The organism is Pseudomonas sp. NFPP04 (assembly GCF_900113815.1).
Taxonomy (GTDB): Bacteria; Pseudomonadota; Gammaproteobacteria; order Pseudomonadales; family Pseudomonadaceae; genus Aquipseudomonas; species Aquipseudomonas extremorientalis.
Map to the genome: position 1 here is coordinate 272,861 of NZ_FOQS01000008.1, position 13,578 is coordinate 286,438.

The window sequence follows — 13,578 nt, forward strand, 5'->3', positions numbered from 1 at the left end:
AGGTTTCGCTATTAATAGCGGGATCCTGGGTAAATATCAGCAAGAACCTGCTACCCGTCGTCCACTCAAGAAACACAAGGTGCCACCTACCGCAGTCAGTGCCCCCAACGCATAGAACATGCTGGCCGGCGTGGCATTGATCAACAGATAGCCGCAAATCACTGGGCTCATTGCCCCGCCAAATGCCGCCAGGTTCTGCGCACCGTAGTAACTGCCGCGCAGCGCATCAGGTGCGATGGTGTCGATAAACAGGAACTCGGAGGGGTAGATGATCATCTCGCCCAGGGTGAACACGAACATTGCCAGGCACCAGGTGACCAGGCTGTTTGCGAGGCTGAAACCGATAAGCCCGGCAATGAACAGCAACGTACCTAGCACGATCCAATAGCGCAGTTGCTCACGCTTGAGGAAACGGCCGATCTGGTACTGCATCAAAATCACAGTGATGGCATTGCAGGCCAGTACCGCAGACAGAATCTTCAGCGCCTCGGCAGGTTTGTAGGCTACGAGCAAAAACTGCGACAGATACAAGGTGTAGCGCCCATGGACAATGGTGCTCAGCAGGCTGCCGCTGGTGAACAGAATCAGCGTGCGGTCGTTGCGCAAGGTGCGCAGGGTGATGAGGAAACTCAAGGGCTTGTTGCTGTCATCCCGTTGGGTGGGCGGGATGCCAATCATCAGGAACAGGCTGCCAAAGGCGATCGCGCTGGCGATCAGGAACGGTGCCAGTTGCATATGGCCGGCAATCACGACGCCGACCATCGGGCCTGTGGCGTAGCCGACGTTGGTCAGTGTGTAGCGCAGGGAAAACACCTTGGCACGCTCGCCCACCGGCAGGTTCTCGCTGATGATGGCTTTTGAGCCAATCAGGAACAGCGCCGACGCCGCTTCGGTGATGACCAGGGTCAGGGTGGTGAGGTAGAGGTTGCTGGCAAAGGTCAGCAATAGAAAACCGATGGAGCTGGAGAGCATGGCCAGGATCAGCAGCTTGCGCTTTTCCAGGCGGTCGATGATGTAGCCACCGTACAGGCCCAGCAATGTCGCGATAAACACCGCGATGCCCATCAGCAAGCCGATGTCCTGCTGGTTCAGGCCCAGGCGGGTACTCAGCAACAGGGCCAGCAACGGGCTGGTCATGGCGCGGCTGACCACGATGGTCACCGAGCAAATCATCAGGCGGCGGATTACCAGGGAGTAGGTGGCCACGGTGGGGCGGGTGTCCTTGTTATCTTTGTGGACAACGAAAATCCAGGGTGGGAGGGGGCTTGCCCCCGATGGCGGTGGCTCAGTCACCAGATGCTTGGCTGATAGACCGCTCTCGGGAGCAAGCCCCCTCCCACATTGTTCAGATCGAGTTATTGGCCGGAGTTGATGGTGATCTTCTCGACCGCACCTTGCTCCAGGTCCCACTTCTTCAGAATCTTGCCGTAGGTCCCATCATCGATCATGCCTTGCAACGCTTCACTGATCGCCGTGACCAATTCTGTGTTGCTCTTCTCAATCCCAAGCCCGGTGAACTGCTTGGAAATCGCCAGGCCCACCGGCTTGTACTTGCCTTTATCCAGCGACATCAGATAAGGAATGGTCTCGCTGCCCTGCATCGCCGCGTCCAGGCGGTTCTGTTGCAACTGCGCCCGTGCATCCGCCGAGCCCTCAGTGCCGATCACCACGATCGCCGGTTTACCCGCCGCTTCGCAGTTTTCCTTGCTCCACGCGGCAATTTCCGACGGCCAGGTGGTACGGCGGCTGGTGCCGACTTTTTTACCGCACAGGTCGGTCAATTCCTTGAGGTCGTCACGCTTGGCCAGGGTGTACAGCTGCGGGCCGCTGGTGAAGTAGTCGATGAAGGTCACCGCTTTCTGGCGCTCGGCGGTGTCGGTCATGCCTGACAGCACGATGTCCACGCGCTTGGTGGTCAGGCCGCTGAGCATCTGCTCGAAGCCGGTTTCCTGCCACTTGATCTTCACGCCCAGGCGCTCGGCGAGGGCGTTGCCCAGGTCGAAATCCAGGCCGGTGATCTTGTTGGTGGCCGGGTCCTTGAAGTCCATCGGCGGGTAGTTCGGCACGATGGCCGCGCTGATCTCACCCTTGTCCTTGATTGCCGCCGGCAATGCCGCGAAAACAACGGAAGAGGCCATCAGGCCTGCGAGCAACGTGGGGATAACTATTTTCTTCATGGAGGCGTTCTCGTTTGTTTTTTAGTTAAGTGCGAACGGCAGAAATAAAGCTTTGGGTACGCGGGTTTTGTGGGCTTATTAGAATTTCTTCGGGGCTGCCGGCTTCCACAATCTGGCCGGCATCCATAAACACCATGCGGTTGGAGACCTCGCGGGCGAAGCCCAACTCATGGGTGACCACGATCATGGTCATGCCAGTGGTGGCCAGGTCGCGCATCACCGACAGCACTTCTCCTACCAGCTCAGGGTCGAGGGCTGACGTCGGTTCGTCAAACAGCATCAGCTTGGGGCGCATCGCCAGCGCACGGGCGATCGCCACACGCTGTTGTTGCCCGCCGGACAACTCCACCGGATAGGCATTGCGTTTGTCCGCCAGGCCGACGCGGGCCAGCAACTCCAGGGCGTCCTCGGTGGCTTCCTTGGGCGAACGCTTGAGTACCTGGCACGGGCCTTCGATGATGTTTTGCAGCACGGTCATGTGCGGGAACAAATTGAAACGCTGGAACACCATGCCGGTGGCCAGGCGCTGGCGGGCAATCTGCGATTCATTCATCTCATGCAGCTTGTTGCCGACCACGCGGTAACCCACCAGTTCGCCGTCGACCCACAGGCCGCCCTTGTCGATTTTTTCCAACTGGTTGACGCAGCGCAGCAGGGTGCTTTTACCCGAGCCGGACGGGCCGATGATGCACATCACTTCGCCTTGCTCGACCTCGATATTGATGTCGCGCAGCGCGTGATACTGGTCGTAGTACTTATTCAGGTTGACGGCCTTGACGATGCTTCTCATGGGGCAATTCTCCTCGACCCAGACTTACGAACGCTTGCCGGCGCCGCGGGCAAAGCGGCGCTCGAGGCGGCTTTGGCCAAATGAAAGAACAGTCACCACCGCCAGGTACCAGATGCCGGCCACAATCAGCAGCTCCATGACCCGGGCGTTGGCGTAGTAGATGTTTTGCGCGTTGTGCAGCAGTTCCGAATACTGGATCACGCTGGCCAGGCTGGTCATTTTCACCATGCTGATGAACTCGTTGCCTACAGGCGGAATGATCATCCGCATGGCCTGCGGCAGAATGATCCTACGCAGTGCTTGCAGGCTCGGCATGCCGATGGACTTGGCGGCTTCATACTGGCCGGTGTCGACCGAGAGCAAACCGGCGCGCACCACTTCGGCGGTGTACGCACCCTGGTTGATACTCAGGCCCAGCAGGGCGGCCACGAACGGCGTCATCAGGTCGACGGTGTCGATGCTGAACAGACCGGGAATCGCGATCACCGGGAAGATCAACGCCAGGTTGAACCACAGCAGCAGCTGCAGGATCAGCGGCGTACCGCGAAACAGCCAGGTGTAGGTGATTGCCACGTAGCGCAGGATCGGGTTGGCCGACATGCGCATGATCGCCGTGATCACCCCGATCACCACGCCCAGCGCCATGGCCAGGATCGACATGACGATGGTGTTGACCAGGCCCCAGAGGATGGCCTCAGACGTGAGGAACTGCCCGATGTAGGACCATTCGATCTGGCCGTTGGCGAAGGCACGCAGCAATGCAGCCAACACGATCACGATCAACGTGGCAAAGAACATCCGCCCGTAATAACGACGCGGCACGTGTTCGTACTGCGTGATATCGAACTGGTTCTCGGACAACTTGCGCTCGGCTGCCAAGCGCTCGGCCGGGGTTTGGTTCATGGTGAATCTCCAAAACTTACAACGCTCTAACTACTGTACGCGGTCCAAATGTGGGAGCTGGCTTGCCTGCGAAGACGCCAGCCCAAACACCGCAGATTTAAATCCGGAACCCCTGATAACTCTCTGCCCACTGCTGTTGAGCCGCTAATGCGGACTTCAACCGCCCAATCTGCTCCCGAACCCGCTCCGGCGCTGTTCCACCCCACCCACTGCGCGCCGCAATCGCCGCTTCCAGGGTCAGGCAGTCGCGCACTTCTGGTGTGAGTCGTGCATCCACCTCCGCCAACATCGCCGGCGAGGCTTCCCACAACTCAATCTCATGCTTCTCACAGGCCTGCACCAACGCGCCGGTGATCTCGTGGGCCTCTTTAAACGGCACGCCACGGGTGGCCAACCAATCCGCCACCTCAGTCGCCAAGGTAAAGCCCATCGGCGCCTGACGCCGCAGTTCTTGTACCTGCACCTTCATGGTCGCGACCATTCCGGCCATCGCCGGCAACACCAGCAGCAATGTATCCACGCTGTCCAACACGCTGTGCTTGTCTTCACTCAAATCACGGTTGTACGACAGCGGCAATGATTTGAGCGTCGACATCAAGCCGGTCAGGTTGCCAATCAAGCGCCCAGCCTTGCCCCGCGCCAATTCGGCAATGTCCGGGTTCTTTTTCTGCGGCATGATCGAGCTACCAGTGGCGTAGGCATCGTCCAACACCACCCAGCGAAATTGCCGCGAGGACCACAGGCAAAACTCTTCGGACAGGCGCGAAATATTCACCCCGAGCATGCCCGCCACAAACAGGAACTCCGCTACATGGTCACGGCTGGCGACGGCGTCGATGGAGTTTTCGCACGGCCCGGTGTAGCCCATTTCCCTGGCCGAATGCTCCGGTTGCCGCGCAATCGCCGAACCCGCCATTGCCGCCGCACCCAGTGGCGACAACGCCGTGCGCGCATCCCAATCCACCAGGCGTTGCACATCGCGCAACATCGACTGGGCATGCGCCAGCAAGTGGTGGGCGAACACAATGGGTTGCGCCTGCTGCAAGTGCGTGAAGCCCGGGCAGATGCTCTCCACATGCTGCTCAGCCTGCTCCACCAACGCCTGTTGCAAGCCCAACACCTCGGTGGTGATGGTGCGCGCATGGTCCCGTAGGAAAAGGCGCAAATCGTTGGCGGTCTGATCGTTACGCGAACGCCCGGCGCGCAATTTTCCGCCCAGGGCACCAAGGCGTTCGGTCAGTACGCGTTCGATGAAGGTGTGCACGTCCTCGTCATCCAGAGTCGGATGCAGCGTGCCGGCGGCGAAATCTGCGCCAATACCGTCCAGCGCTTCGAGGGTGCGCAGGGTCTCCGACTCATCCAGCAAACCGGCGCGCTGCAATTCACGGGCATGGGCACGGGAGCCGGCCAGGTCGTAGGGTGTCAGGCGGAAATAGCGCTCAGGGCAACGCGACAACGCGGCCAATGCAGCAGACGGGCCGGTCTTGAAACGAGCGCCCCAAAGGCGGTCGGTGGGCTGGGACATGGTTGTTCCTCACGCTTGTTTTTAGAAGAGTCGGAGGCAGTAAAAATAAGTTTTCAACTAGACTGAACCAGCGTCTGACGCGCCGTATTCAAGGTTGCCAAGGGCGGATGTTTATGTTCATCATCGCCGCCTGGCTATGTTCAAGGATTGGGTTGAAGCCTGTTGAATATGGCACTTGAGGTCAACGCGTATTATGGAAACCCCACTTTCCACTTCTGGAAACCTGCTACCCAAACCCGGCACAAGACCGCCCCTGCAGTTGAGCGGGCTGGACTTCAAACTGCTGCGCGTGTTCATGGCCGTGGTCGAAGCCGGCGGCTTCAGTGCCGCGCAAAACGAGCTGAACGTGGGCCTGGCGGCGATCAGCAAACAGATCTCCGACCTTGAGATTCGCATCGGCATGCGCCTGTGCACCCGGGGTCGCGAAGGGTTTGGGCTGACCGAAGAAGGCAAGTTGGTGTATCAGGCATCCATCGAGTTATTTACCTCGGTGGACAGTTTTCGCGACAAGCTTAGTTCGGCGCAGAACGAGCTTATTGGTGACCTTAGTGTGGGGGTTATTGATAACACGGCGTCCGACGTTAATTCCCCGCTCATTGCCGCGTTGGGGAAATTACATAGCGAATCGCCAAAGATTAGATTGCGCCTGCATGCCTCACAATTGGACGAAGTTGAACGCGGCGTGGTGGAAGGGCGCTTGATCGTCGGCATCGTGCCGGTGTACCAGCGCCGTGAAGAATTCGACTATTTCCCGCTGTATGAGGAAAAGGCCCACGCCTACTGTGCCGTAGGACATCCACTGTTCAACGCGAGTGAAATCACACCGGAAGTGCTGCGCCAATACGAAGTGGTCAACCATCGCTATGCGATTCATCGTGACAAGGCCAACTTCGTCAACTATGACAGCCAGTCCGCCTCGGCCTCACAAGTCGAAGCCGTCGCGATCCTGATCCTTACTGGCCGTTTCCTGGGCTTCTTGCCCGAACACTACGCCGCGCCATTGGTAAGAGAAGGGCGCCTACGGGTACTGTGCCCGGAGCAAGTGCACTTGAGCACCGACTTCAACCTCATCCTTCGCCACAACGCCCCGCGCAGCCCGATGGTAAAAGCCTTTGCGACGGCGTTGGGCGTGGACCTCAAAGCCACTGCATAGACCTCCTGCCAAACACGGATCTGGGCTCGGCGAAGATCAAATGTGGGAGCTGTCGAGCTTCGGCGAGGCTGCGAAGGGATCGAATCGGTTTCCCTGGCGAACCTGCCATTCGCATCGATACATTTTCCGCCTAGGCAACAAACAAGCTGGCTTGTATTGTCTTCAGCCAACCCAAAGGAGGGATGCTCATGACTCAAACAAAAAACAGCCCCCCAGCGGAAAGCACCTGGGACAGCTATTTTCTCCATGGCGAATCAGTGTCTGACGACTTTATGTCTGAGGATGATCGATTGGAGGTTCTGGAGTTGAATCAGATAGTCCAGGAACGCCTCGACGCTGGCGAAACGCCCATTCATGTGCCCCTCGACGATTTGATCAACGAGGCTGAGACAGAAACCGTCCGAAAGAATTGAGTTAGGTATCGACGCACAGCGCGTATAAAAAAGCCCAATCTTCCAGATTGGGCTCAATGAAAACTGAAAACGAGATTTCGGGGGCAACGTAATTCAATCTTTCAACCCCTAGCACCCCATGCTAGTGCGCGACTACCGCAGCTGCTTGCGCTTCTTCTTCGCATGAAAATGCCGAAAATGCGCATCCTGCGCCGCCGCCAGCAATTCCCGATCCCCACGCGTATCGCCCCAGGCACGCAGCCGATACTCGCCCAAATCCCCGTACACCGCCTCAAGCCGCAACACCTTGTTCTCACACCGGCAATTATTCCCGGTGAGCTTGCCGGTCAACACCCCGTCGACCACCTCAAGCTCCGTGCCGATCAGCTTGATCCCCAGCCGATTGGCAAACGGCTGTAACACCAATGCCGGCGACGCCGAACACAACGTGACCTCCGCCCCGGAGCCCAACTCCTGCTCCACCGATAACACCCCTGTCGGCCGCATCAGCCGCGCCCAGGTCTTCTGGCAATACTCCTCGGCTTTCTGTTGCACCCATGCCTTCTCCACCCCGGTCATAAAGGTGCGGATCAACTGCGCCTTCAACTCATCCCGGCTGATCTGCCGCACCAGAAAGCGCAGCCCCGGCACCGCCAGCTTGACCATCCGGCCGTAGAACTCGCCGGGGCCAAAGGCAAACTTGAGGAAGGGCACGAAACTGTCGTGATGGGTCAGGGTGCCGTCGAAGTCAAAGACGGAAAGTACTTTGGCGTCAGCGGGGCCGGCTTCGAGCATGTCTGGGTTCACGGGTGGTCCTTAATCAGGTAGGGCGGTTTCATAGCGTTCTGACTGGCGCTTGCCTGTCGGGGTTCAGGTTGACGGTTCAGCTTGGTCGCTGCGGATCAGCCTCTGCGCTCTTCTGTGTGCGTGCGACGGTCCATACGTTTATGGCGATACGAGTTTACTACCCCTGAGCCCGGATTGGGGCTTCTGAGGTTCCGGCACGTTCACGCGAGAGCGAGTGCAGTTAGTTCTTACAAGTATTTTGGCTGACTGATCGGAGTGTGGGTTAAATTTCTTACATACCGCTCGTACCACTTAAAGCGAGCTTTCCGATATTTCCTATTTGCAATTTTTCGTATGGTAAATGCCAAAAACACAAGGCGTTAACCTTATGGCAAACCACGGCTATATGACCATCAGCGGCAAATCCCAAGGTCTCATTTCTGCAAACTGTTCAACTCAGGACTCTATAGGCAACAAGTGGCAAGACGGGCATCGCGACGAGATAATGGTGCTGTCCTTCCAACACAATATGGCCAACAGGGGCAACCTCAGAGCTTCGAGTCATGGGCCGATCGCAATCACCAAAAACATCGACAAATCGTCTCCCTTACTGGCAGTAGCGCTTTCCAATAGAGAAGAGCTCAACTGTGTCATTAATTTTTACCGTATCTCCCCATCGGGCAGGCAAGAAAAATACTACAGCGTCGATATTCGCGGCTGCATCATCACGGACCTCACCGTCGACGTACCCCATTCTGTTTTGCATGTTGATGCCGAGGCGCAAGAGCATGTTGCGCTTAAATATCGCGAAATAATTTGGACTCACCATCAGGCGGGAACAAGTGGCTTCAGTACCTGGGAGACAGGCCGGTGACCACAGAATATGAAGAACGGAAACCTACATTTCAAGACCTCTGGGTGGTTAGTCAGGCTGCGGCGTATCTGACTAACCAGGCTTGTACCATAAGTGCTCGGAATATCAACGATGGGGTTGTTCGGCTACAGTTCAATCGGGAGGTGGCTTATTACGCGCGGAGTATTGTTAGGGATGTTGAGGAAGGCAGGAAAACTATTGATCAGGGATTGAAAGAAATAAAGCGCGAACAAAAAAGCCTCATCAGTCAATCTCTGGAGGTGGGCAGGAAAGGTATCGGGGTAATCGCGGGGGCACTTCAGTTTGCGACGGGGGCGGGAATTTGCTATGCCTCAGTTGGTACGTTGTGTTTGCTGGCGGGCATCCCGATCATGGCACACGGCGCTAACAACATGTACGAAAATGGTAGGAATATGCTCGAGGGGCATTCCGATACAGTTGGTCCGGTCAGGAATGGATATCGCGGCGCTGCACAGTCCTTGGGGTATGGCGAAAGTGGAGGTGATTTAGTCTACGGTGGGACAGATATGATTATGTCTTTTTACAGTCTGCATAGACTTGTACTAAAGCCGGATGCTTGGCGGTTGTTTAGATATATAAGATCAGATAAGGAGAGGGCTTACAGAAGAATGGGAGTGTTTTCATTAGGTGTTGAGGTATATATTGATTATGAGACGGGGAAGCAGGTGTATAAGGGGGTGGTAGATTGATTGTGTTATATGCTTTTTTATTTTTGGTTTTTGGTGTGGGCGGTGCGTATGCTTTAAGGTCTAGACTTTCGGGTGAGGGACTTAATAGTTTGAAGTTGTTCTTGTGTTTGATATTTAATGGCTTTTTTGTGGTGGCCTATATTGAGGTTATTAAGTATTGCGAGTTTCCTTTTTTTGGGATTAGGACTGATTTTATTATTCAATATCCAATCATCGAGTGGATTGCCTTTTTCGGCATATTGGCTCACGGATTTGCACTTCCGGTGAAATGGAAAACTAGCGATGGTTTTGAACGAAAAAAAGAGGAAGGCCGATAAGAAGGTTCGTCCGGGCTTAGCTCGGTCGAACCAAACACGAAAGTTCAACGTACCGAATGACCTGAAGACCGGAAATATTCCGCTAGCTTCCGAAGCCAAGTTCTGGTCGGGGGCACCCTGCGGCGAGTCCTGTTGAGCAACAGATAGGGCATATCCCGCAACCTAATCCAGCCTTCATCCTGCCAATGCAGCAGGCTCAGCGACATCTCCGGCCAATCCAGCAAGCTCAGCATTGGACGGTCTGTGGATCGTGATTGTTGCCCATCTCGTAAAGTCGGTACGACCTGATGGGTCAACCACTCCCGCAGTAGGCGATGCCCAGGCGCGTAGTGATACACCAGCAACGCGTACACTCCGGACTCGCTGATCATCAGCATGTTCTCAGGCTGACCGTGATAGCGGATTTCCAGCGTTTGCCGTTGATCCTCATCGAGTTTGCTGACCTTGCGCTCGTCCAAGTAAAGACCGGTCAATCGGCCAAGATCGCGGGCACAGAACCAGGGCTGGTTCTCAAGAAGCAGCGCGTGCAGTTGCAGGTTGTGGCGGGTGAAGACCGTAGGTTCATGCATGACACACCTCCGAGCCGGAGCGTGTTTGAGAAATGATGCAGGTGCTGCGAACGTCCTTCGCAGGGGATGCAAAGTGTCCAGGCATTTCCGTTACCTCTGGTTGCTTTCTTAGGGCATGCGTTATGGGTGTCGGGAGCTAAGAAACCCACCAGAGACGGGCCGGACATATTCCCCTTTCGGGTCTTGTATTCGCCCACTCCCGACATAACGGGGATTTTTTCACAGACGTAGAGAAACCGCTGGCGAAAAAAAGCCGCATGGCTGTCGGGTGCGGAGGACCGCTCTGGTTGAGGCGTTTCTTAGGCGCCGAGTCGAAAGGGTAGGTTGACGGATAGGGGCGGTCAAGCCCGCAAGACTGTTCATTCTGTGTCAGTGAGGTTTGCTATCAATTGGGAGAATAATTTTCAATTTATTTACTTTGGGCGGCTTCATGCTATCTGGCTTACGTAAGTGGTCGGTACGTAATAATAGAATTCCAATAATGGATTTTTAGTTTTTTAAAATTTATATAAGGTCTTCAGTTTTCAAGGCGATGGATTGGGTCGGGGGAGTATCGCCTCATGGATAGATTATTTAGGGGGAGATGGTTTCTAATTCTCCCCCGTTTTCTTGACTCTATTTAGGCTTCTTGAGTGAAATAAGGAGTGCGCCGGCGGTGCTTTGAGGTATTAAGCCTTGTGCAATTTTTTTCTGCAAATAGGCAGGGAATTTCTGAGGCAGATAAGTGTTTTCCAACCAGATTCTAAATTCCCCTAGAGAGCTGAGAGGATAAATGTTAGCTTCTGTTTTGGCCGCTGACTGAGGGAAGTAATCAGGGTACTCATGTGGGAATTTTTTTCTTTCCCCATGAGCTTGTTCGAGACCAGCGGAGGCCCAATGTTTAGCCCACATCTGGCCAACACTAATGTCTGGCACGGTGTGAGTGTCTATTATCAATCCGGACTCGATTGCTGATATGACTATATCTGCAATCTCTCTAAAAACGCTGAAATAACCAGCTGGCAGTTTATTTAGGAGTATTCGGTCGTGATAATGTCTCCATGAGTCAAGCTTGAGTGCTTGTGGCGAGAATCCAACGGCTTCGTATATGAATGCTCTTAAGGTTTGACGGGCGAGAAGTCGAAAATTTCTTTGGGCTATTTGAGCGTCAGTGTTATCAGAGTCAAAGGCATAGTACTCAAGTATTGCCATGCAAACAGTGTCAGGGTATGCACTAATTTTCTGGCCGCTTTGCTCAGTTTTTATGACTATTCGATCAGAGGTGAAGTTTTGCTGAGTCAGCAGTTGCTTTATTTTTCTGCCGCGAGGTTTGAAGGTTTCATCATGCCAATTGTTGGCTAACTCACTGATAGTTTTGGGGTTTACGCCGCACAGTCTGGCTAGCCCCCTCTCTGTCAGATATGGGGTAGTATCGTTTAGGACACCCATCTGTATACCATCTATTTCTCCAAAAGATGCAGATGGTAGCTCCAATGGTAACTCTGATTGCGTCAATTCATTCATGGCTAGTTCCGAATTATTTTGATGGCTTCATTAATTATTGGCGCAGGGTAGAGGTTATCCATAGGGATGTCAGATTTTTTCTTTACTTGTGATATTCCTTGTTCCAAGCATAGCTTGGCGCACATTGCTCTAAGGTGTTTTAGGTCTATATTTATGCTGTTTTTTTGGCAGTGGGTTTCTACGTCAACTAGTTCTACATTTCCACTGGGTAACGAAATTGTATCAATTTTTTGAGAAATTTCCTGCAACTGTCTTTCGGTTTCTTCAAAACGAAGTCTAGTTTCAGTTGCGAGTTTCTCCCGTTCTGCTATTTCTCTGATGAGTAGGTTTGTGTGTTGTGCTAAGTTTTGTGCAAGTGACATAATCTCAGAGTCGCCCTGTTTGATTGGGGCTGGATAAGTGCCGAACTTTCGTACGGAAGGTATTACTTCGTGGAACATCCAGCGTTGGAATGACTTGCTCGCTGGTGAGTTGTCTCTTGAAATTATTCTATATAGACCAGGCTCCGTTATAAAAACTTCTGTTCTTGGGGAGTTTGAGTTATCTCCGGCTACAGGGAAGTGCTGATGTTCATCGCTATCTAGGACTTCAAGCTGAGCTTTGATGAGTTGGCCTAGCCCAGTTTTATTTTCTTTGTTTAGGTTTGTGTTTGTTTTGGCCAGAGTTAATACTACATCCTCAAGTGCTATATATAATTTTTCTGCTATATAAAGGCTTCTTATTCTTGAGACGCCGTTTTCTGCATGATAGTCAAGTAGGATAGGTGTATGCATTTTTCTTCCCTATAAAAAAGCCCCGCTTTAGCGGGGCTTTAAATTTATACAGCTAAGCATCCATTAGGCTTCAGCTGTTATAGCATGGCGCTTTGATATCAATCAATCCCAGCTCAGCGCGCCTCCGGTCTGATACTCGATCACTCGGGTCTCAAAGAAATTCTTCTCTTTCTTCAAGTCCATAATCTCGCTCATCCACGGGAACGGGTTAGTCGTCCCTGGGTACTCTTCCTTCAACCCAATCTGCGACAGACGACGGTTAGCGATGAACTTGAGGTAATCCTCCATCATCGCCGCATTCATGCCCAACACCCCACGCGGCATGGTGTCACGCGCGTACTCGATCTCCAGCTGAGTCCCCTGCAGGATCATCTGGGTCGCTTCTTCCTTCATCTCGGCATCCCACAGGTGTGGGTTTTCGATTTTGATCTGGTTGATCACATCGATACCGAAGTTCAGGTGCATCGACTCATCACGCAGGATGTACTGGAACTGCTCGGCCACACCGGTCATTTTGTTGCGACGGCCCATGGACAGGATCTGGGTGAAGCCGCAATAGAAGAAGATGCCTTCCAGGACGCAGTAGTAAGCGACCAGGTTGCGCAGCAGCTCTTTGTCGGTTTCGACGGTGCCGGTTTCGAACTTCGGATCGGAGATCGAGCGGGTGTACTTCAGGCCCCAGGCGGCCTTTTTGGCGACCGATGGGATCTCGTGGTACATGTTGAAGATCTCGCCTTCATCCATGGCCAACGATTCGATGCAGTACTGATAGGCGTGGGTGTGGATCGCTTCTTCGAAGGCCTGGCGCAGGATGTACTGGCGGCACTCCGGGTTGGTGATCAGGCGGTACACGGCCAGCACCAGGTTGTTGGCGACCAGGGAGTCGGCGGTGGAGAAGAAGCCGAGGTTGCGCATGACGATGCGGCGTTCGTCGTCGGTCAGGCCTTCGGGGTTTTTCCACAGGGCGATGTCGGCGGTCATGTTGACCTCTTGCGGCATCCAGTGGTTGGCGCAGCCGTCGAGGTACTTCTGCCAGGCCCAGTCGTACTTGAACGGCACGAGTTGGTTGAGGTCGGCGCGGCAGTTGATCATGCGCTTTTCGTCGA

Annotated in this window: 15 protein-coding genes; 5 read left to right on the forward strand and 10 right to left on the reverse strand. The window is 54.4% G+C overall.

All coding sequences use genetic code 11. The features are described 5' to 3' along the window. Positions 1-36: 36 nt before the first annotated feature. The 5 genes from BM017_RS18905 to argH all read right to left on the reverse strand — a co-directional run bounded on the left by BM017_RS18905 (position 37) and on the right by argH (position 5,395). On the reverse strand, positions 37-1,206 hold the full coding sequence (locus tag BM017_RS18905; RefSeq protein WP_092247120.1) for an MFS transporter: 1,170 nt from the start codon (positions 1,204-1,206) through the stop codon (positions 37-39). Between the two features lie 149 nt (positions 1,207-1,355). Beyond that, positions 1,356-2,177 carry an ABC transporter substrate-binding protein gene (locus BM017_RS18910; RefSeq protein ID WP_092247123.1) on the reverse strand — a complete coding sequence of 274 codons (822 nt, stop codon included), beginning with the start codon at positions 2,175-2,177 and terminating at the stop codon, positions 1,356-1,358. Positions 2,178-2,202: 25 nt separating this feature from the next. Further along, positions 2,203-2,967 (reverse strand): amino acid ABC transporter ATP-binding protein, encoded by a 765-nt coding sequence (locus BM017_RS18915; protein ID WP_016974699.1) that lies wholly within the window; start codon positions 2,965-2,967, stop codon positions 2,203-2,205. A 24-nt stretch (positions 2,968-2,991) separates the two neighbouring features. Next, the gene (locus tag BM017_RS18920) at positions 2,992-3,870 is read right to left on the reverse strand and encodes an amino acid ABC transporter permease (RefSeq protein WP_092247126.1); all 879 of its coding nucleotides are present in this window, start codon (positions 3,868-3,870) and stop codon (positions 2,992-2,994) included. A gap of 97 nt (positions 3,871-3,967) precedes the next feature. Then, on the reverse strand, positions 3,968-5,395 hold the full coding sequence (gene argH, locus BM017_RS18925) for an argininosuccinate lyase (protein WP_092247128.1): 1,428 nt from the start codon (positions 5,393-5,395) through the stop codon (positions 3,968-3,970). Between the two features lie 193 nt (positions 5,396-5,588). On the opposite strand from argH, the gene BM017_RS18930 reads away from it, so the two are divergent. Both BM017_RS18930 and BM017_RS18935 read left to right on the forward strand, forming a co-directional pair. Then, positions 5,589-6,548: a LysR family transcriptional regulator gene (locus BM017_RS18930; RefSeq protein WP_092247131.1), complete on the forward strand. Its 960-nt coding sequence runs from the start codon at positions 5,589-5,591 to the stop codon at positions 6,546-6,548. Between the two features lie 188 nt (positions 6,549-6,736). After that, positions 6,737-6,961: an AbrB/MazE/SpoVT family DNA-binding domain-containing protein gene (locus tag BM017_RS18935; protein WP_058427252.1), complete on the forward strand. Its 225-nt coding sequence runs from the start codon at positions 6,737-6,739 to the stop codon at positions 6,959-6,961. A 132-nt stretch (positions 6,962-7,093) separates the two neighbouring features. Here BM017_RS18935 and BM017_RS18940 read toward each other — a convergent pair whose 3' ends face one another. Continuing rightward, complete coding sequence (locus BM017_RS18940; protein WP_038846731.1) at positions 7,094-7,735, reverse strand: HAD-IB family hydrolase; 642 nt, start codon at positions 7,733-7,735, stop codon at positions 7,094-7,096. A gap of 379 nt (positions 7,736-8,114) precedes the next feature. On the opposite strand from BM017_RS18940, the gene BM017_RS18945 reads away from it, so the two are divergent. The 3 genes from BM017_RS18945 to BM017_RS18955 are packed head-to-tail and all read left to right on the forward strand — an operon-like array spanning position 8,115 to position 9,627. After that, positions 8,115-8,600: an Hcp family type VI secretion system effector gene (locus BM017_RS18945; protein ID WP_092247134.1), complete on the forward strand. Its 486-nt coding sequence runs from the start codon at positions 8,115-8,117 to the stop codon at positions 8,598-8,600. Further along, the gene (locus BM017_RS18950) at positions 8,597-9,310 is read left to right on the forward strand and encodes a DUF4225 domain-containing protein (protein WP_092247137.1); all 714 of its coding nucleotides are present in this window, start codon (positions 8,597-8,599) and stop codon (positions 9,308-9,310) included. Before BM017_RS18945 ends, BM017_RS18950 begins: the two co-directional genes overlap by 4 nt. Beyond that, a complete protein-coding gene (locus tag BM017_RS18955; RefSeq protein ID WP_092247140.1) occupies positions 9,307-9,627 on the forward strand; it encodes a hypothetical protein in 321 nt (106 codons plus the stop codon). The genes BM017_RS18950 and BM017_RS18955 overlap by 4 nt, the downstream gene beginning before the upstream one ends. Positions 9,628-9,671: 44 nt before the next feature. Here the strand turns inward: BM017_RS18955 and BM017_RS18960 are convergent, their stop codons facing one another. The 4 genes from BM017_RS18960 to BM017_RS18975 all read right to left on the reverse strand — a co-directional run. After that, positions 9,672-10,196, reverse strand: a complete 525-nt coding sequence (locus BM017_RS18960; protein ID WP_092247143.1) for a BRO-N domain-containing protein — start codon at positions 10,194-10,196, stop codon at positions 9,672-9,674. A 615-nt stretch (positions 10,197-10,811) separates the two neighbouring features. After that, positions 10,812-11,699, reverse strand: coding sequence for a BstA C-terminal domain-containing protein (locus BM017_RS18965; RefSeq protein WP_092247145.1), 888 nt, complete (start codon positions 11,697-11,699; stop codon positions 10,812-10,814). Positions 11,700-11,701: 2 nt separating this feature from the next. Beyond that, positions 11,702-12,472, reverse strand: coding sequence for a BRO-N domain-containing protein (locus BM017_RS18970; protein WP_092247148.1), 771 nt, complete (start codon positions 12,470-12,472; stop codon positions 11,702-11,704). Positions 12,473-12,574: 102 nt separating this feature from the next. Then, a partial coding sequence (locus BM017_RS18975; RefSeq protein WP_092247168.1) for a ribonucleotide-diphosphate reductase subunit beta occupies positions 12,575-13,578 on the reverse strand: 1,004 nt, incomplete at its 5' end.

Excerpts from the sequence above, each read along its gene's own strand:
- BM017_RS18910 (WP_092247123.1), bottom strand. The coding sequence starts at position 2,177 with ATGAAGAAAATAGTTATCCCCACGTTGCTCGCAGGCCTGATGGCCTCT.
- BM017_RS18915 (WP_016974699.1), bottom strand. The coding sequence starts at position 2,967 with ATGAGAAGCATCGTCAAGGCCGTCAACCTGAATAAGTACTACGACCAG.
- BM017_RS18920 (WP_092247126.1), bottom strand. The coding sequence starts at position 3,870 with ATGAACCAAACCCCGGCCGAGCGCTTGGCAGCCGAGCGCAAGTTGTCC.
- argH (WP_092247128.1), bottom strand. The coding sequence starts at position 5,395 with ATGTCCCAGCCCACCGACCGCCTTTGGGGCGCTCGTTTCAAGACCGGC.
- BM017_RS18930 (WP_092247131.1), top strand. The coding sequence starts at position 5,589 with ATGGAAACCCCACTTTCCACTTCTGGAAACCTGCTACCCAAACCCGGC.
- BM017_RS18935 (WP_058427252.1), top strand. The coding sequence starts at position 6,737 with ATGACTCAAACAAAAAACAGCCCCCCAGCGGAAAGCACCTGGGACAGC.
- BM017_RS18940 (WP_038846731.1), bottom strand. The coding sequence starts at position 7,735 with ATGCTCGAAGCCGGCCCCGCTGACGCCAAAGTACTTTCCGTCTTTGAC.
- BM017_RS18945 (WP_092247134.1), top strand. The coding sequence starts at position 8,115 with ATGGCAAACCACGGCTATATGACCATCAGCGGCAAATCCCAAGGTCTC.
- BM017_RS18960 (WP_092247143.1), bottom strand. The coding sequence starts at position 10,196 with ATGCATGAACCTACGGTCTTCACCCGCCACAACCTGCAACTGCACGCG.
- BM017_RS18965 (WP_092247145.1), bottom strand. The coding sequence starts at position 11,699 with ATGAATGAATTGACGCAATCAGAGTTACCATTGGAGCTACCATCTGCA.
- BM017_RS18970 (WP_092247148.1), bottom strand. The coding sequence starts at position 12,472 with ATGCATACACCTATCCTACTTGACTATCATGCAGAAAACGGCGTCTCA.